At 70.1% G+C, this 16,924-nt stretch carries 13 protein-coding genes; all 13 read right to left on the bottom strand.

What is annotated here, in order from left to right:
- Positions 1–149 precede the first annotated feature (149 nt).
- Entirely contained in the window at positions 150–1,670 is a 1,521-nt protein-coding gene (locus tag ABT342_RS12255; protein WP_351570978.1) for a PH domain-containing protein, read from the bottom strand.
- Entirely contained in the window at positions 1,667–2,167 is a 501-nt protein-coding gene (locus ABT342_RS12250) for a PH domain-containing protein (RefSeq protein WP_351570976.1), read from the bottom strand. Before ABT342_RS12250 ends, ABT342_RS12255 begins: the two co-directional genes overlap by 4 nt.
- 14 nt (positions 2,168–2,181) lie before the next feature.
- Complete coding sequence (gene pgi, locus ABT342_RS12245; protein ID WP_351571025.1) at positions 2,182–3,855, bottom strand: glucose-6-phosphate isomerase; 1,674 nt, start codon at positions 3,853–3,855, stop codon at positions 2,182–2,184.
- 180 nt (positions 3,856–4,035) lie between these two features.
- Positions 4,036–4,371 carry an RNA polymerase-binding protein RbpA gene (locus ABT342_RS12240; protein ID WP_351570973.1) on the bottom strand — a complete coding sequence of 112 codons (336 nt, stop codon included), beginning with the start codon at positions 4,369–4,371 and terminating at the stop codon, positions 4,036–4,038.
- A gap of 110 nt (positions 4,372–4,481) precedes the next feature.
- Positions 4,482–4,712 carry a preprotein translocase subunit SecG gene (gene secG, locus ABT342_RS12235; protein ID WP_351571022.1) on the bottom strand — a complete coding sequence of 77 codons (231 nt, stop codon included), beginning with the start codon at positions 4,710–4,712 and terminating at the stop codon, positions 4,482–4,484.
- A gap of 140 nt (positions 4,713–4,852) precedes the next feature.
- Entirely contained in the window at positions 4,853–5,629 is a 777-nt protein-coding gene (tpiA, locus tag ABT342_RS12230) for a triose-phosphate isomerase (RefSeq protein WP_351570970.1), read from the bottom strand.
- A 7-nt stretch (positions 5,630–5,636) separates the two neighbouring features.
- Positions 5,637–6,848 (bottom strand): phosphoglycerate kinase, encoded by a 1,212-nt coding sequence (locus ABT342_RS12225; RefSeq protein ID WP_351570967.1) that lies wholly within the window; start codon positions 6,846–6,848, stop codon positions 5,637–5,639.
- A gap of 109 nt (positions 6,849–6,957) precedes the next feature.
- Positions 6,958–7,962, bottom strand: coding sequence for a type I glyceraldehyde-3-phosphate dehydrogenase (gene gap / locus ABT342_RS12220; RefSeq protein WP_351570964.1), 1,005 nt, complete (start codon positions 7,960–7,962; stop codon positions 6,958–6,960).
- A 218-nt stretch (positions 7,963–8,180) separates the two neighbouring features.
- A complete protein-coding gene (locus ABT342_RS12215) occupies positions 8,181–11,138 on the bottom strand; it encodes a M14 family metallopeptidase (RefSeq protein ID WP_351570961.1) in 2,958 nt (985 codons plus the stop codon).
- A gap of 422 nt (positions 11,139–11,560) precedes the next feature.
- Positions 11,561–12,550, bottom strand: a complete 990-nt coding sequence (whiA, locus tag ABT342_RS12210) for a DNA-binding protein WhiA (protein ID WP_351570958.1) — start codon at positions 12,548–12,550, stop codon at positions 11,561–11,563.
- A complete protein-coding gene (locus tag ABT342_RS12205; RefSeq protein WP_351570955.1) occupies positions 12,541–13,575 on the bottom strand; it encodes a gluconeogenesis factor YvcK family protein in 1,035 nt (344 codons plus the stop codon). Before ABT342_RS12205 ends, whiA begins: the two co-directional genes overlap by 10 nt.
- Positions 13,572–14,756, bottom strand: a complete 1,185-nt coding sequence (gene rapZ / locus ABT342_RS12200; RefSeq protein WP_502965514.1) for an RNase adapter RapZ — start codon at positions 14,754–14,756, stop codon at positions 13,572–13,574. The genes ABT342_RS12205 and rapZ overlap by 4 nt, the downstream gene beginning before the upstream one ends.
- Positions 14,753–16,777, bottom strand: coding sequence for an excinuclease ABC subunit UvrC (uvrC, locus tag ABT342_RS12195; protein ID WP_351570950.1), 2,025 nt, complete (start codon positions 16,775–16,777; stop codon positions 14,753–14,755). Before uvrC ends, rapZ begins: the two co-directional genes overlap by 4 nt.
- Between the last annotated feature and the right edge of the window lie 147 nt (positions 16,778–16,924).

Below are 16,924 nucleotides of genomic sequence, written 5' to 3'. Positions count from 1 at the left end.
CACGACAGCCCGGGCCCGCCCCCTAGGGGGCGGGCCCGGGCTGTCGTGTTTGCGCGCCTGCGGCGGGCCGTGTCCTCAAACTCCCCCCACGCCCTGGCGGGCGTGGGGCCCACAGACGGGCTCCTTTGGAGCCCCGCCGCAGGCGCCCCCTACCCGCCCCCGCCCTCCGGTCCCCGCGCCAGGGAGGCCCCCCGCAGCAGGAACGGCTCCAGCAGGCCCGGAACCGCGTGGGACGCGAAGTCCAGGACCTCGCGTTCGTCGGCGTCGTAGACCGCGTACGCCCCGTCGCCCGCCGCCGTCGTCGCCGTCACCGTCAGAAGGCCCGCGCGGCGCTGGAACCAGGACTGTTTGAGGGTCCAGCCGATGACACCGCCGCGCTGAAGGGCCACCGTCCCACGCCGGATCGTGCCCGAGCGGGCCACCACGTAGTCGCCGGCGGCGGCGTGTCCCAGGGCGCGGTACGCGTCCAGTGCCAGGAGCGCCGCGAGCGGTATGAGGATCACCGCGCAGACGACGGCCATGGTCAGCAGGCCGAACGCCGCGAGGACCAGCGACGGCACGAGCGCGACGGCCACCGCCCAGCGCAGTCGGCGGGAGCGGGCAGCGCGCGGATGCGGCACAAGGGGCGTGCTCGTGGGCGCGCCCGTCTCGCGCAGCACCAGCGCCACCACCGCGTCCGCGGCGGCACGCGGCGCGGCCGTCAGGAGCGTCTTGTGGTCGGCGCGCTGCTCGTCGTCGTCCTTGACCAGGCCGGTCGCGACCGCGTCCACCCTCGCCGCGCCGCACAGCCGTACGCCCAGCGGTTCGACGAGCTCCACGCCGCGCAACCGGCGCTCCTCGATGGACAGCGAGCGGGCGGTGAACAGCCCGCGCCGGACCCTGAGGGTGCCGCCGGGCTCCCGCTCCAGGCGGTAGTTCCACCACATCTCGATCCAGAGTCCGAGCGCCCCGATGACACCGGACAGCAGGGCGAGCGCGGCCAGCACGACGATCGTCCAGACGAGGGGCGTGTCGCGGAACCGGTCGGCTGTCCAGTCGATGACCTCGCCCTGGGCCCCGAACCATTCGCTGACCTGCATCACCGCTCCGGCCGCCGCCCCGCCGAGCAGCGGCGCGACGAACGACACGGGGGCGTATCGGATCCATCGGAGGTCGAGCGCGGCCAACTCGCCTTCGCGGTGGCCTCCGGGGCCGGCGGCCACCGCGCGGTCCAGCAGCTCACGGCGCAGCCGTTCGCCCTCCGCCCTGGTGACGGGGTCGAGCTCCAGCGTGGACTCGCCGCCACCGGCATGCTCGCCGGTGCCGATCCTGACCTCGACCAGGCCGAGTATCCGCAGGAGCGGATTGGCGGTCAGATCGACGCTGCGGATCCGCTCGCGCGCCAGCGTGCGGCGTTTGACGAGGAGCAGGCCGGTGTGGAGTTCGGCGCGCTCAGGGCCGATGCGATATCTCGTACGCCGCCACCGGACGTAGTCCGCCCCGGCACCGCCCACGATGAGCACGACGGCCCCGGCCATGACCCATGCCAGCGCCTGCCACCAGGGCATACCGCCCGCCAGGCCGAAAAAGACCGGCAGTCCCGCGCCGCCCGCGACTCCGGTCATGACCGCGGCCGTGACCAGGACCGTGCGCCGGTCCAGCCGCAGCCAGTCGTCGCCGTGGTCGCTCATGTGGCGTCCCCGGGCGTGGCCTGGGTTATCCGGGTCAGCTGCTCGGCCAGGTCCGCCGCGAGTGCGTGGTCCAGGCCCTCGATCCGGATCGCGCCCTTGGCGGACGCGGTGGTGACGGTGACCGTGGCGAGCCGGAACGCCTGCTCCAGCGGTCCGCGTACGGTGTCCACGGTCTGGATCCGGGACATCGGCGCGATCCGCCACTCCTGCCAGAGGGCGCCGGTGCGGACGTACACCGCTTCGTCCGTGACCTCCCAGCGGTGCACCCGGTACCACCAGGAGGGGAGGAAGGCCGTGCCGGCCAGACCGATGACCGCCACCGCCGCGCCGGCGGCCAGCAGCCAGTCCCGCGCGGGCCCGATGAACGCGCCCAGCACCCCGAGCACGGCCACCGGCACCAGCGTCGTCAGCAGGCACTGTGTCCGCCACCAGCCGACGGCCCGCTCGTTCAGCGCGTTGTTCGGCGGCCTCAGCCGCACGGCCTCCTCCCCCCTCATCGGATCAGCTCCCCCTACGCCCTGCGGGCGTGGGGGGACCCCCACCGCAGCGTTCGGTACCTGGCCACCAGGGCGGCGGTCGAGCTGTCCAGTCCCTCGCCCCCGGTCCCGTCGGTCAGGACGGGCGCGATCCGCTTGGCGAGGACCTTGCCGAGCTCGACGCCCCACTGGTCGAAGGAGTCGATGTTCCAGACGGCTCCCTGAACAAACACCTTGTGTTCGTAGAGCGCGATCAGCTGGCCCAGTACGGACGGCGTGAGTTCGCATCCGAGGATGGTGGTCGTCGGATGGTTGCCGAGGAACGTCTTGTGCGGCACCAGCTCCTCCGCGACGCCCTCCGCCCGCACCTCCTCGGGAGTCTTGCCGAAGGCCAGGGCCTGCGTCTGGGCGAAGAAGTTGGCCATCAGCAGGTCGTGCTGGGCGGCCAGTCCTGCGGGCAGATCCGGGACCGGCCGCGCGAAGCCGATGAAGTCGGCCGGGATGAGCTTCGTACCCTGATGGATCAACTGGTAGTACGCGTGCTGACCGTTGGTCCCGGGCGTGCCCCAGACGACGGGGCCGGTCTGCCAGTCGACCCGCTTGCCGTCGCGGTCGACGGACTTGCCGTTGGACTCCATGTCCAGCTGCTGGAGGTACGCCGTGAACTTGCTGAGGTAGTGCGAGTACGGCAGCACCGCGTGGGACTGGGCGTCGAAGAAGGCGCCGTACCAGACACCGAGCAGACCGAGCAGCAGCGGCCCGTTCTCCTCCGGCGGGGTGGTGAGGAAGTGCTGGTCGATCAGGTGGAACCCGTCGAGCATCTCGCGGAAGTGGTCCGGGCCGATGGCGATCATCAAGGAGAGGCCGATGGCCGAGTCGTACGAATAGCGCCCGCCGACCCAGTCCCAGAACCCGAACATGTTCGCCGTGTCGATGCCGAACTCGGCGACCTTCTCCGCGTTCGTCGACAGGGCGACGAAGTGCCGGGCGACCGCGTCCTGGCCGGCCCTGAGCTCGGTGAGCAGCCAGTTGCGGGCGGAGGTGGCGTTGGTGACGGTCTCGATGGTGGTGAACGTCTTGGACGCGATGATGAACAGCGTCTCGGCGGCATCGAGGTCGCGGACCGCTTCGTGCAGATCGGCACCGTCGACATTGGAGACGAAACGGAACGTCAGATCGCGGGCGGTGTAGGAGCGCAGCGCCTCGTACGCCATCGCGGGGCCCAGGTCGGAGCCGCCGATGCCGATGTTGACAACGTTTTTGATGGGCTTTCCGGTGTGGCCGGTCCAGCCGCCCGAGCGGATCTGCTCGGAGAACGCGGCCATCTCGTCGAGCACGGCGTGCACCTCGGGCACCACGTTCTCACCGTCGACCTCGACGACGGCGTCGCGCGGGGCGCGCAGCGCGGTGTGCAGCACGGCCCGGTTCTCGGTGATGTTGATCTTGTCGCCGCGGAACATGGCGTCCCGCAGCCCGGTGACGTCGGTGGCGGCGGCCAGCTCGCGCAGCAGCGCCAGCGTCTCGTCGGTCACCAGGTGCTTGGAGTAGTCGACATGGAGATCGCCGACCTGGAGGGTGTACGCGCTGCCGCGGTCCGGATCGGCGGCGAACAGCTCCCGCAGATGTGTCTCGCCCAGCTGCTCGCGGTGCTTGCCCAGAGCAGCCCACTCCGGCATCCGGTTGAGCCTGGTGCGTCCTTCTGCGTTCATCTTGGACATCAGCCCACTTCTTCTCAATACCTGCCTGCGTGCCCCGCTGCGTCTCCCAACTTAGTTGATCCGGGCGACCGCGCTTCGCGACCTGTGGACAACGCGTCGGGCCCGGCCCGTGGAGGATTCCTGGGGTTCCTCCACGGGCCGGGCCCGGCGTCACGTCATCTCTTCAGTTCTTCAGATCTCGCCCCGGAGCTTGGCCAGCGCCTCGGCGAGGATCGCCTCGCCGTCCGCGTCGCTGCGCCGCTCGCGCACATACGCCAGATGCGTCTTGTACGGCTCGGTGCGCGGCGGGTCCGGCGGGTTGTCCCGGTCCTGACCGGCCGGGAAACCGCATCGCGGGCAGTCCCAGTGATCCGGGACCTGCGCGTCGCTGGCGAAGCTCGGCTGCGTCTCGTGCCCGTTCGAGCACCAGAAGGAGATGCGGAGACGCGGCGCGGACTCGCCCCGCTCGGCCTCCCCCATCGGCCCCGCTCCGACCCGGCTTCCCCGGATCGCGTTGCCACTTGCCACGGTCGTAACTCCCTGCGTGATGGTGCTCGAAGATGCCCCAGTCTACGTAAGGCCCAACGCGCGTCCAGTGATTGGAGTTACACCCCCACCCCCGGGACGCCCTCAGTGGGTCAGTTGCCCAGCTTCATCAGCAGACCAAGTACGACAATGCACGCGAACCACAGCAGACCGATCACCACGGTGATGCGGTCGAGGTTGCGCTCGGCGACCGAGGAGCCGCCGACGGACGACTGCATGCCGCCACCGAACATGTCGGACAGGCCGCCGCCCTTCCCCTTGTGCATCAGCACCAGCAGCATCATCAGCAGGCTGAAGACGATCAGGGCGATCGAGAACCCCATAATCACGGCTGGACCAACTTCCTCGGACGGTGTGGGACGGAACAACGGATCAAACGGATCAAACGCTCAAGGAGACGGGGGCCGGGTGCCAGGCACCTCGGCCCCCGCAAGGGTACGACGGGATGGGCCCTACGGCCTACTCACTGGTCGCGGAACCGGACGATCTTCACGAACTCGTCCGAGTCCAGCGCCGCGCCGCCCACCAGGGCGCCGTCGACATCCGGCTGCGCCATGATCGCGGCGACGTTCCCGGCCTTCACCGAGCCGCCGTACTGGATCCGGACCTTGTCCGCCAGCTCCAGGTCGTACAGCTCGGCCAGCCTGACGCGGATCGCCCCGCAGACCTCCTGGGCGTCCTCGGGGGTGGCCACCTCGCCGGTGCCGATGGCCCACACCGGCTCGTACGCGATCACGATGGACTGGGCCTGCTCGGCCGGGATGTCCTTCAGACCGCCGTCGAGCTGGGCGAGCGTGTAGGAGACCTGATCGCCCGCCTTGCGGATGTCCAGGCCCTCTCCGACACAGAGGATCGGCGTCAGGCCGTTACGGTAGGCGGCCTTCACCTTGGCGTTGCAGAGCTCGTCCGTCTCCGCGTGGTACTGCCGTCGCTCGGAGTGACCGATGGCGACGTACGTGCACTTCAGCTTCGACAGCATCGGGCCCGAGATCTCACCGGTGTACGCACCGGAGTCGTGCGCCGAGAGGTCCTGGGCGCCGTACTTGATCTTGAGCTTGTCGCCGTCCACCAGGGTCTGCACGGAGCGCAGGTCGGTGAAGGGCGGCAGGACGGCGACCTCGACGGCGTCGTAGTCCTTGTCGGCGAGCGCGAAGGCGAGCTTCTGGACGTGCGCGATGGCCTCGAGGTGGTTGAGGTTCATCTTCCAGTTGCCCGCCATCAGCGGGATACGCGTACTCATGTAGGTGTCAGTCCTCCAGTGCGGCGAGGCCGGGAAGCGTCTTGCCCTCGAGGTATTCGAGGCTGGCGCCACCGCCGGTCGAAATGTGGCCGAATGTGTTCTCGTCGAAGCCCAGGAGCCGCACGGCCGCGGCGGAGTCTCCACCGCCGACAACCGTGAAGGCCGAGGAGTCGACGAGCCCCTGGGCGACCGCCTTGGTGCCCTCGGCGAAGTCCGGGTGCTCGAACACGCCCATGGGGCCGTTCCAGAACACGGTGGCCGCGTCGGCGAGCTTCGCGGCGTACAGCTTGCGGGTCTCGGGGCCGATGTCCATGGCCTCCTGGTCCTTCGGGATGGCGTCCGCGGCGACCGTGGTCGGGTTGGCCGGGGCCTTCGTCTTCAGGTCCGGGAAGTCCGGCGAGACCAGTACGTCGACGGGGAGCACGAACTCCACGCCGCGCTTCTCGGCGCGGGCAAGGTACTCCAGGCAGGCCGGAATCTGGTCCGCCTGAAGCAGCGACTTGCCGACCTCGTGGCCCTTGGCCTTGAGGAAGGTGTACGCCATGCCTCCGCCGATCAGGATCCGATCAGCCTTCTCCAGCAGCTGGTCGATGACCGCCAGCTTGTCGGAGACCTTGGCTCCGCCGAGGACGACCACGTACGGCCGCTTGACGTCCTCGGTGAGCTTCTTCAGAACGCCGACCTCGGTGGCGATGAGGGAGCCGGCGGCGTGCGGGAGGCGCGCCGGGAGGTCGTACACCGAGGCGTGCTTGCGGTGGACGGCTCCGAAGCCGTCGCCCACGTAGGCGTCGGCGAGGGCGGCGAGCTGGTCGGCGAAGGCGCCGCGCTCGGCGTCGTCCTTGGACGTCTCGCCGGCGTTGAAGCGGAGGTTCTCGATGACGGCGACCCGGCCGTCGGCGAGGCCGTCCACGGTGCTGCGGGCGGACTCGCCGACCGTGTCGGTCGCGAACGCCACGTCGGCGCCGAGCAGTTCACCGAGGCGCGCGGCGGCCGGGGCGAGCGAGAACGCCGGGTCCGGGGCGCCCTTGGGGCGGCCCAGGTGGGAGGCGACGATGACCCGCGCGCCCGCGTCGGCCAGGGCCTTCACGGTCGGCAGCACGGCGCGGATACGGCCGTCGTCGGTGATCCTGGTGCCGTCGAGCGGCACATTGAGGTCGGCGCGGACGAAGACCCGCTTGCCGGTGACGCCTTCGGCGAGAAGTTCGTCGATCGTCTTCATGGTGATGACTCCTAGGAGGTCGAGCACAAGCGACAGGGCTCGTACAGCGCCGCGTTGCGCTGTTCGAGCCCTGCGCTCACATCAAGATGCCTTATGCCTTATCGGCTGGTCACAGCTGGTTGCCGACGAAGACGGTCAGGTCGACGAGACGGTTCGAGTAGCCCCACTCGTTGTCGTACCAGCCGACGATCTTGACCTGCTTGCCCTGAACCATGGTCAGGGAGGAGTCGAAGGTGCAGGAGGCCGGCCAGTTCACGATGTCCGAGGAGACGATCGGGTCCTCGGTGTAGTCCAGGATGCCCTGGAGCTGACCCTCGGCAGCCTTCTGGAAGGCGGTGTTGATCTCGTCCTTGGTGACCTCGCGGTCGAGTTCGACAACGAGGTCGGTCACGGAGCCCGTCGGGACCGGGACGCGCATGGCGATGCCGTCCAGCTTGCCCTTGAGCTGCGGGAGGACCAGAGCGGTGGCCTTGGCGGCACCCGTCGAGGTCGGGATGATGTTCTCCGCGGCGGCGCGGGCGCGACGCAGGTCGGAGTGCGGGAAGTCCAGGATGCGCTGGTCGTTCGTGTACGCGTGGACCGTGGTCATCATGCCCTTGGTGATGCCGAAGTTCTCGTCGAGAACCTTGGCCATCGGCGCCACACAGTTGGTGGTGCAGGAGGCGTTGGAGATGACGTGGTGCTTGGCCGCGTCGTACTTGTCCTGGTTGACGCCCATCACGATGGTGATGTCCTCCTCCTTGGCCGGAGCCGAGATGAGGACCTTCTTCGCGCCACCCGCGATGTGCTTCTCGGCATCCGACTTCTTCGTGAAGATGCCGGTCGACTCGATGACGATGTCGACGCCCAGCTCACCCCAGGGGATGTCGGCCGGGTTGCGCTCGGAGAGCACCTTGATGGTGTGCCCGTCGACGGTGATGGTGTCGGCGGTGTGGGTCACCTCGGCCTTGAGGCGCCCCAGGATCGTGTCGTACTTCAGCAGGTGAGCGGTGGTCGCGGTGTCGCCCAGGTCGTTGACAGCCACGATCTCGATGTCAGCACCCTGCTCCAGCAGCGCGCGGAAGTAGTTACGACCGATGCGGCCAAAGCCGTTGATGCCTACGCGGATCGTCACGTAACCGATCTCCTCGTTGGTACGCCGGGTTTCGACGCCGGCGAGCTGTATGGGATGTCCCCGACCGCTTACGACCCTACCCCCCGAAGGGCCCTTCGGTGACATTCAGGAGCCACAGAACGTGGCGATGCGGCCCGTACTACTCGGTAGGAGTACGGGCCGCCGTACAGGGCCGTGATCAGCGGCGATTGCCGATGCTCACGAGTGGACACCGGCGCTCAATTGCGCAGCTTGCTCAGTGCGTTTCCGATGATCTGCTTACGCTCCGTCGCGGTTTTGACGTGCTCGAGTCCGAAGCCCAGGAGCACGGTGTCGCGCGTGGTGACGGCCGCGTAGGAGTGGAAGAGCGCGGGCGAGCGCGCCCAGGCGGTCGCGTTCTCGGGACTGCCCGCCGGCGGTCCGGTCACGCTCCAGGGACCGAGGGAGGTCTCGAAGCCCTCCTCGCCCTGCGGGGTGCCGCCGATGACGAGGCTCGTGTCGTCGGCGAAGACACCGAGGCCGCCCGTGCCCGGGTCGGTGATGTACGAGATCGACAGCTCGACCTGCTTGCCCGCGTAGGCGCTCAGGTCGACGGAGACGGGCTGCCAGCCGTTGGAACTGCCGGTGAACCGGTTCCAGGCGCCGGTGGTTCCGGTCGGCGCACAGGTGTCGCCCTGGATGGTGAGGTAGTGCGCGAGGAAGGGGTGGCCGTTGATGTAGAAGCCCTCCTGGCACTCGGCGGGCGTCTCGGAGGTGGTGCCGCCGCCGGTGTCGGGCAGGGTCGTCCAGTCGTCCTGGCCGACCGTGCGGGCCTCGACGACCACGTTGTCGTAGTCCTTCTCGGTGTCGTAGCTGAGCTGGAACCGGAGGGTCGGCTTCGCCGAGGCGGGTGTGCCGGTCAGGTCGACGGTGCGGCTGAGCCGCGTCCAGGAGTCGTCGGCGTGCTCGGCCGCGGCGAAGGTGGTGCCCTCGTACGGCTCGAACGGGGTCCGTACACCCGGGTAGTCGCCCGCGGCCGCGCCCGCGAACTGCGGGAACTGCTTCGGATCGAGCGTGTCGGAGGTGACGGTGTACGCGCCCGCCGCGTTCAGCGGGTTGTCCGTGGCGTCACCGAGGACCGCCTGCGTACCGGCGAAGGGCCCGGTTCCGGCGAACCCGGGCGGGGTCTTCAGGCCGGCGTGGTGGTACGCCCCGAGGTAGTACTGGGCGAAGTCGTTGGAGTCCGCGCGGCCGATGTCGACGAAACCGCCGGACTCCTCACCGGCGTTGACGAGCTTGCCGCCCTCGTTCAGGTAGTCACGGACGGCGAACATGACCGGGCCGGACGGCTTGCCCGCGCCGGTGTACCAGACGACGGTCTTGAAGTGGGAGAGGACGCCGAGCGGATGCGGGGTGCCCTGCGTCGCGACGTCCCAGACAGCGGCCTTGTGGCCGTTGTCGGAGAGCGCCCGAGTGTACGCCTCGGTGTGCTTGGCGGGGGCTCCCTCCTCGGCGAGGACGAGGGTGTCGGCGCGGGGCCGTTCGGCGACGGTGTACGTGAAGGGGGTGCTGGAGACCCGGTTTCCGTCAGCGGCGCGACCGGTGAACCAGACCTCGACCTTGTCGCCGGGCCGCGCGCCCTTCACCTCGGCCCGGTACTGGTCGAAGCGGATGTTGTCGTGGCCCCCGTAGGTCTTGCCGCCCTTCCAGGGCTCGAGGTCCTCGTCGTGCGGGCGTCCGCCGTTGACGCGGTAGTTGAGCTCCTTGTCGCGAAGCGACTTACGGGCGGTGACGGACACCTCCTGGTCGCCGCGCGTGTACGAGACGGTGAACGCGTCCGGGGTGAAGTCGGGGGCCTCGATACCGACCGGGGACGACGGCCGGTCGGGGTGTGCGGCGCTCTCGGCGACGGCGAGTGCGAACGGGATGTTCTTGGCGAACTCCTGCTGGATCAGTTTCTCGTCGTCGGGGAAGGTGAAGACGGACGCACAGTCGGCCGGTTCCCAGGCGTCGTTCGGGTCGATCCGGGAGACGGTCGCACAGGTCGACATCTCCGGAGTGAACATCAGCATGCCGTTGGCGTTGGCCGCGTGACCGTCGGCCTCGCCGTTGGTGGTGTAGAGCTCGGAGGCGATCTGCGGGCGGTAGCCGGGGACGGCGGACTTCTCGGGCGTACCGGCGAGCGACTTGTAGAGGACGTCGTCCGGGGTCGGTGAGCCGACCTGCCAGCCCACGCCGTAGAGGATCAGCTGGGCGGCGGAGTGGTAGTTGATGCCGTACTCGAAGCCGATCCGCTTCTGGAAGGCGTCGAGGGCCCTGGTCTCGGGCTCGGAGCCGGCGGCGGTGCCCCGGTAGGTCTCGTCGGCGGGGTCGGGGGACGAACCCTCGTTGTCGTAGCCCCACTTGTAGGAGAAGTTGCGGTTGAGGTCGACGCCGTCGCCGGGGGCGATCTTGCCGTCGCGGTTGTTGTCGCGGAGGTTCTTGCGCCACTGGCGTTCACCGTCGGGCGCGTGCGAGTAGTCGTAGCCGTCGGGATTGGCGGAGAGGACGAACCACAGCTCGGTGGAGTCCACGATCCGGGTGATCCGCTGGTCCTTGCCGTAGCTCGCGAGGTAGTGGTGGAGCAGCCGCCGCGTCATCTCGGGGGTGATCCACTCGCGGGCGTGCTGGTTGGAGAGGTAGAGGGTGGACGGCTTGGCGCCGTCGCGGTACTTCTTGGCGCCCTTGGTGAGCTTGAGGGCCAGGATGTCCTGGCCGTTCACGGTCCTGCCGATGCTGACGACCTTGGTGAGGGAGGGATTCGCCTTGGCTGTGGCGAGGATCTCCTCCTTGAGGCCGCCCGCGCCACCGTAGGGCCGGAAGATCCCGTCGCCCGCGGCGGAGATCCGCTTGCGCGCGGCGGCGGGCACCGAGTGCTCGGCGATGCTGACTCCCTGGCCGCGCAGTTGCTCCGCCTGGTCGCCGGTGAGGTACATCTCGATGGTCGCGGTGCCCTTGTCCGGCACCTGCTCGGTCAGCTCGTGCCCGTCGGCCCCGGCGGCGAGGAGCAGCGGCACCTGCGCCTTGGTGACCTTCGCATGCCATACGGAGAGGCTGCCGTCGTCTCCCCCGCCGTCACCTCCGCCGGCATCGGCCGCGGCGAGCGGTGCGAGTGCCAGTGCGCCGATCAGGAGTGAGGTCGCGGCGAGGAGCGATGCCGCTTTTCGTCTCTGTCTCATTGGCCCCCCTTGCTTTCGTCTGTCGCGAAAGAAAACAGATGCCAGGCTCATGACTGTTCATGATCATGTCAAGATGGCCCGAGGGGTCTGCGACACGCCGCTGCCGACGCCCCAATGGACGTCGGCAGCGCGGAAATTCACTCGGGGGAGGGACAGAGGCAACCGCCACCCGGCGAGGGCGTCATGCCCCGATGAGGCCGTTGTTGCCCGAAGCCGTCGTCATCCGACGAGGCCGTCCTCTGTCCGACGAAGGCCGTCGTGCACCCGACGAGGACGTCGTCCGTCCGACGAAGGCCGTCGTGCACCCGACGAGGACGTCGTCCGTCCGACGAAGGCCGTCGTGCACCCGACGAGGGCGCCGCTTGTCCGGCGAAGGCGTCATCGAACCCGGCGGCGCCGTGGTCCGCCCGACGAGGCGTCCTTCACCCGACGAGGCCGTCCGCCATTTCCTCCGTGAGGTTGGACTCCGTGCCGGGGATGCCGAGATCCTGCGCCCGCTTGTCCGCCATCGCCAGCAGGCGCCGGATCCGGCCCGCGACCGCGTCCTTCGTCAGCGGCGGGTCGGCCAGGGCACCCAGCTCCTCCAGGGACGCCTGCTTGTGCTCCATGCGGAGCCGGCCCGCGGCGGCGAGGTGCTCGGGGACCTCCTCGCCGAGGATCTCCAGGGCGCGCTGGACCCGCGCACCGGCGGCCACCGCCGCGCGGGCGGAGCGGCGCAGGTTGGCGTCGTCGAAGTTGGCGAGGCGGTTGGCGGTGGCGCGGACCTCGCGGCGCATCCGCCGCTCCTCCCAGGCCAGCACCGACTCGTGCGCGCCGAGCCGGGTCAGCAGTGCCCCGATCGCGTCGCCGTCGCGGACCACCACCCGGTCCACCCCGCGCACCTCGCGGGCCTTCGCGCCGATGGAGAGCCGACGCGCCGCACCGACCAGCGCCAGCGCGGCCTCCGGCCCCGGGCAGGTGACCTCCAGCGAGGAGGAGCGGCCGGGCTCGGTCAGCGAACCGTGCGCCAGGAAGGCCCCGCGCCACGCCGCCTCCGCGTCGCACGTGGCGCCGGAGACGACCTGCGGCGGCAGCCCTCGGATGGGCCGGCCCCGGCCGTCGACCAGGCCGGTCTGCCGTGCCAGCTGGTCACCGCCCGCCACGACCCGTACGACGTAGCGGGAGCCGCGGCGCAGCCCTCCGGGCGCCATCACCACGAGGTCGGAGGAGTGCCCGAAGATCTCCAGGATGTCCTTGCGGAGCCTGCGCGCCGCGATCCCCGTGTCCAGCTCCGCCTCGATCACGATGCGGCCGCTGACCAGGTGCAGCCCGCCCGCGAACCGCAGGATCGCCGAGACCTCCGCCTTCCTGCAGCAGGTCCGGGTGACGGGGAGCCGGGAGATTTCGTCCTTCACCGCTGCCGTCATCGCCATGGGCCGATCCTTCCATGCATCCGAAAAATACGGTCGTACGCGGCGGCCAACAGCTCCGGGTCGTGCTTCGGAGCACCGTCGGGTCTGGCCACCGGCGCCAGCTCGACCGCGGCACCGAGCCGCTTGGCGGCGTCGGCGAGGGACTCGCGGTCGGGCACGGCGGCCTCGTCGGCCAGCACCACGTCCAGGGCGAGTTTAGGGGCGTGTCGTCCCAAAACCTCCAAATGACGCTGCGGAGAGAAACCTTCCGTTTCTCCCGGCTGCGGCGCGAGGTTGAGGGAGAGGACCCGACGGGCCTTGGTCTCGACGAGGGCGTCCAGCAGCTCGGGCACCAGCAGGTGCGGGATCACCGAGGAGAACCAGGAGCCGGGCCCGAGCACCACCCAGTCCGCGTCCAGGACCGCGGCGACGGCCTCCGGGACGGCCGGCGGATCGTTCGGCACGAGGTGCACGGACTGCACCTCACCGGGGGTGAGCGCGACGGTCGCCTGCCCCCGGACGGTCTCCACCTCGTCCGGGCGCGCTGGATCATGGCCTCGGACCAGCGCCTGGAGCTCCAGCGGCACGGCGGACATCGGCAGCACCCGGCCGTGCGCGCCGAGCAGCTTGCCGACCAGGTCCAGGGCCTGGACATGGTCCCCGAGCTGCTCCCACAGCGCCACGATCAGCAGATTGCCGACGGCGTGCTCGTGCAGGTCGCCCTGGGACTGGAAGCGGTGCTGGATGACCCGCGCCCAGGTCTGTCCCCAGTCGTCGTCGCCGCACAGCGCGGCCAGCGCCTTGCGGAGATCGCCGGGCGGCAGCACGCCGAGCTCCTCCCGGAGCCGGCCGCTGGAGCCGCCGTCGTCGGCCACGGTGACGACCGCGGTGAGATCGCCGGTGATCCGGCGCAGCGCCGCGAGTGACGCCGACAGCCCCATGCCGCCGCCGAGGGCGACGACCTTGGGCTGGGCGCCGCGCCTGCGGCCGGTGCGCGGCGTGTCACTGCCGCGCAGCCGGCGCAGGCGGAGATTGCGACCGGTCACTCGCGCCCCATGTCACGGTGGACGACAACGGTCTCGATCCCCTCGGTCCCCAGGCGCGCGGCGAGCTTCTCGGACATGGCGACGGAGCGGTGCTTGCCGCCGGTACAGCCGACGGCGATGGTCACGTACCGCTTGCCCTCCCGGCGGTAGCCCGCCGCGATCAGCTGGAGCAGCTCGGTGTACTGGTTGAGGAACTCCTTGGCGCCCGGCTGGTTGAAGACATAGCCCGACACCTCCTCGTTGAGGCCGGTGAACGGCCGCAGCTCCGGCACCCAGTGCGGGTTCGGCAGGAAGCGGCAGTCGACCACCAGGTCGGCGTCGACCGGCAGGCCGTACTTGTAGCCGAACGACATGACGGTGGCCCGCAGCTCCGGCTCCTCGTCCCCCGCGAACTGGGCGTCCATCTTGGCGCGCAGCTCGTGGACGTTGAGGCTGGAGGTGTCGATCACCAGGTCGGCGTCGCCGCGCAGCTCACGCAGCAGGTCCCGCTCGGCGGCGATTCCGTCGACGATGCGGCCGTCACCCTGCAGCGGGTGCGGGCGCCGCACGGACTCGAAGCGGCGCACGAGGGCGTCGTCGGACGACTCCAGGAAGACGATGCGCCGGGTGACCTGCTTGGCGTCGAGATCCGCGAGGGACTCGCGGAGGTTGTCGAAGAACCGACGGCCGCGTACGTCCACGACGACGGCGATGCGGGCCACGTTGCCCTGGGAACGGGCGCCGAGCTCCACCATCGTCGGGATCAGCGCGGGCGGCAGGTTGTCGACGACGAACCAGCCGAGGTCCTCCAGGCACTTCGCCGCGGTGCTGCGCCCCGCGCCCGACATACCGGAGATGATCACCAGCTCGGGAATGGCCGCCTCGGCGGCCTGCCCGGCCTCGGTCGTCGTGCCCGTACTCACGTCTCCTGCTCCGTCTTCTCGGTCCGTGCGGCCCTCCTGGCCGCCCCCGTCCTGCCCGGCACTGGTGGTGGTGCCGGTGGTGGTGTCGGGCACGCTACCGGAGGGCCGGCCAGCGCTCGGCCCGGCACCCGGCGCCCCGGTGCCGCCCGGTCCGGTGGCCTCCGGACGTGTGAGGTCCTGCCCGGGGGCCTCAGGGCCCGTGGCGTCAGGGGCCGTGGCGTCGGGGCCGGTGCCCTCCGGGCCCGTACCGGGCTGTTCAGATCTGGTCTGGTCGGTCATTCCGTGCTGCCCCCGTCCTCGGTCGTGCGTCGTACTGTCGGAGCCCCGTCGTCCGCGTCCTCTTCAATGATCTCTCCTGTCGCCGTGTTCACGGCGGGCGCGGCCGGGGCAGCCTGGGCGAGGGCCACGACAACGGACTCGGCCGTCTTACGGCCCATGCCCGGCACCTCGCAGATCTGCTCGATTGTCGCCTGCCGCAGACGCTTCACCGAGCCGAAATACTTGATCAGCGCCTGCTTACGGGTCTCGCCGAGGCCGGGCACGGCATCCAGCGGGCTGGTGCGGAGCCGCTTGGTGCGCTTGGAGCGCTGGTAGCGGATCGCGAAGTCGTGAGCCGTGTCACGCACCCGCTGTATGAGATACAGCCCCTCACTGGAGCGGGGCAGCACGACCGGGTCGTCCTCGCCGGGCAGCCAGACCTCCTCCATCCGCTTGGCGATCCCGCAGACGGCGACGTCGTCGATGCCCAGCTCGTCCAGGGCCCGCTGGGCGGCCGCGACCTGCGGCTGCCCGCCGTCGACGAGAACGAGCTGCGGCGGATACGCGAAGCGCTTCGCCTTGCCGTTGCCCGCGTCATCCGCGGGGACCTCGCCGGCCTCCCCCGCCCACTCCCCCGTCTTCTCCTTCTCGGCCAGATAGCGCTTGAACCGACGGCTGATCACCTCATGCATCGAGCGGACGTCGTCCTGCCCCTCGAAGCTCTTGATCTGGAAGCGCCGGTACTCGCTCTTCCTGGGCAGCCCGTCCTCGAAGACCACCATGGAGGCCACCACGTCCTCGCCCTGCAGATGCGAGATGTCGAAGCACTCGATCCGCAGCGGCGCCGACTCCAGGTCCAGGGCCGCGGCGATCTCCTCCAGCGCCCGGGACCGGGTCGTCAGATCGCTCGCGCGCTTCGTCTTGTGCAGGACGAGGGCCTGCTGCGCGTTGCGCCCGACCGTCGCCATCAGGTCCTTCTTGTCGCCGCGCTGCGGGATCCGCAACGAGACGTTCGACCCGCGCCGGCCGCTCAGCCACTGGCCGACCGCGTCGGGATCCTCGGGGAGCGCGGGGACCAGGACCTCCTTCGGGACGGCGTCGCCGCTCTCCTCCCCGTACAGCTGCTGCAGCGCGTGCTCGACCAGGCCCGCCGTGTCGACGGCCTCGACCTTGTCGGTGACCCAGCCGCGCTGGCCGCGCACCCGCCCGCCCCGTACGTGGAAGATCTGGACGGCGGCCTCCAGCTCGTCCTCGGCGACCGCGATCAGATCGGCGTCGGTGGCGTCGGCCAGCACGACCGCGTTCTTCTCCATGGCCCGCTTCAGGGCCTCTATGTCGTCGCGGAGCCGGGCCGCCCGCTCGTACTCCATCTCCTCGGCGGCCGCCATCATGTCCTTCTCCAGACGGCGGATGTACGTGCCGGTGCGGCCGGCCATGAAGTCGCAGAAGCCTTCGGCCAGTTCGCGGTGCTCCTGCGGGGTGACCCGCCCGACGCACGGGGCCGAGCACTTGCCGATGTAGCCGAGGAGACAGGGCCGGCCCGTCCTCTCCGCGTTCTTGAACACCCCTGCGGAGCAGGTCCGTACGGGGAAGACCCGGAGCATGAGGTCGACGGTCTCGCGGATCGCCCACGCGTGCCCGTAGGGACCGAAGTAGCGCACGCCCTTCTTCTTGGCGCCACGCATGACCTGGACCCGCGGGAACTCCTCGTTCATGGTCACCGCGAGATACGGATAGCTCTTGTCATCCCGGTACTTGACGTTGAAACGCGGGTCGAACTCCTTGATCCAGGAGTACTCCAGCTGCAGCGCCTCCACCTCGGTGGAGACGACCGTCCACTCCACGGAGGCCGCGGTGGTGACCATCGTGCGGGTGCGAGGGTGCAGACTCGCCAGGTCCTGGAAGTAGTTGGCGAGCCGCTGCCGGAGGCTCTTCGCCTTGCCGACGTAGATCACCCGGCGGTGGTCGTCACGGAACTTGTAGACCCCGGGCGAGTCGGGGATCTGCCCCGGCGTGGGGCGGTAGCTGGAGGGGTCTGCCATGCCGCCCACCCTACTGGCGGCCACCGACAACCGGGCCCCGCCAACCCGTGCCCCGGGCCGCCGGTCGGGCGTCGGGGCGGTCGGGCGTCGGGGCGGGGCGGACGTCAGGGCCGGGCGGACGTCAGGGCCGGGCGGGCGTCAGGGCCG

Origin of the sequence: Streptomyces sp. NPDC000410, assembly GCF_040300305.1 — a bacterium.
In the GTDB taxonomy this organism is placed as follows: Bacteria; Actinomycetota; Actinomycetes; order Streptomycetales; family Streptomycetaceae; genus Streptomyces.
Note: the sequence above shows the minus strand (reverse complement) of the source record. Positions and strands in the feature narration are given on the sequence as shown.

What these genes read in the sequence shown, in the direction of transcription:
- ABT342_RS12255 (WP_351570978.1), bottom strand. Translation starts at nt 1,670, where the DNA reads ATGAGCGACCACGGCGACGACTGGCTGCGGCTGGACCGGCGCACGGTC.
- ABT342_RS12250 (WP_351570976.1), bottom strand. Translation starts at nt 2,167, where the DNA reads ATGAGGGGGGAGGAGGCCGTGCGGCTGAGGCCGCCGAACAACGCGCTG.
- pgi (WP_351571025.1), bottom strand. Translation starts at nt 3,855, where the DNA reads ATGAACGCAGAAGGACGCACCAGGCTCAACCGGATGCCGGAGTGGGCT.
- secG (WP_351571022.1), bottom strand. Translation starts at nt 4,712, where the DNA reads ATGGGGTTCTCGATCGCCCTGATCGTCTTCAGCCTGCTGATGATGCTG.
- tpiA (WP_351570970.1), bottom strand. Translation starts at nt 5,629, where the DNA reads ATGAGTACGCGTATCCCGCTGATGGCGGGCAACTGGAAGATGAACCTC.
- ABT342_RS12225 (WP_351570967.1), bottom strand. Translation starts at nt 6,848, where the DNA reads ATGAAGACGATCGACGAACTTCTCGCCGAAGGCGTCACCGGCAAGCGG.
- ABT342_RS12215 (WP_351570961.1), bottom strand. Translation starts at nt 11,138, where the DNA reads ATGAGACAGAGACGAAAAGCGGCATCGCTCCTCGCCGCGACCTCACTC.
- whiA (WP_351570958.1), bottom strand. Translation starts at nt 12,550, where the DNA reads ATGGCGATGACGGCAGCGGTGAAGGACGAAATCTCCCGGCTCCCCGTC.
- rapZ (WP_502965514.1), bottom strand. Translation starts at nt 14,756, where the DNA reads ATGACCGACCAGACCAGATCTGAACAGCCCGGTACGGGCCCGGAGGGC.
- uvrC (WP_351570950.1), bottom strand. Translation starts at nt 16,777, where the DNA reads ATGGCAGACCCCTCCAGCTACCGCCCCACGCCGGGGCAGATCCCCGAC.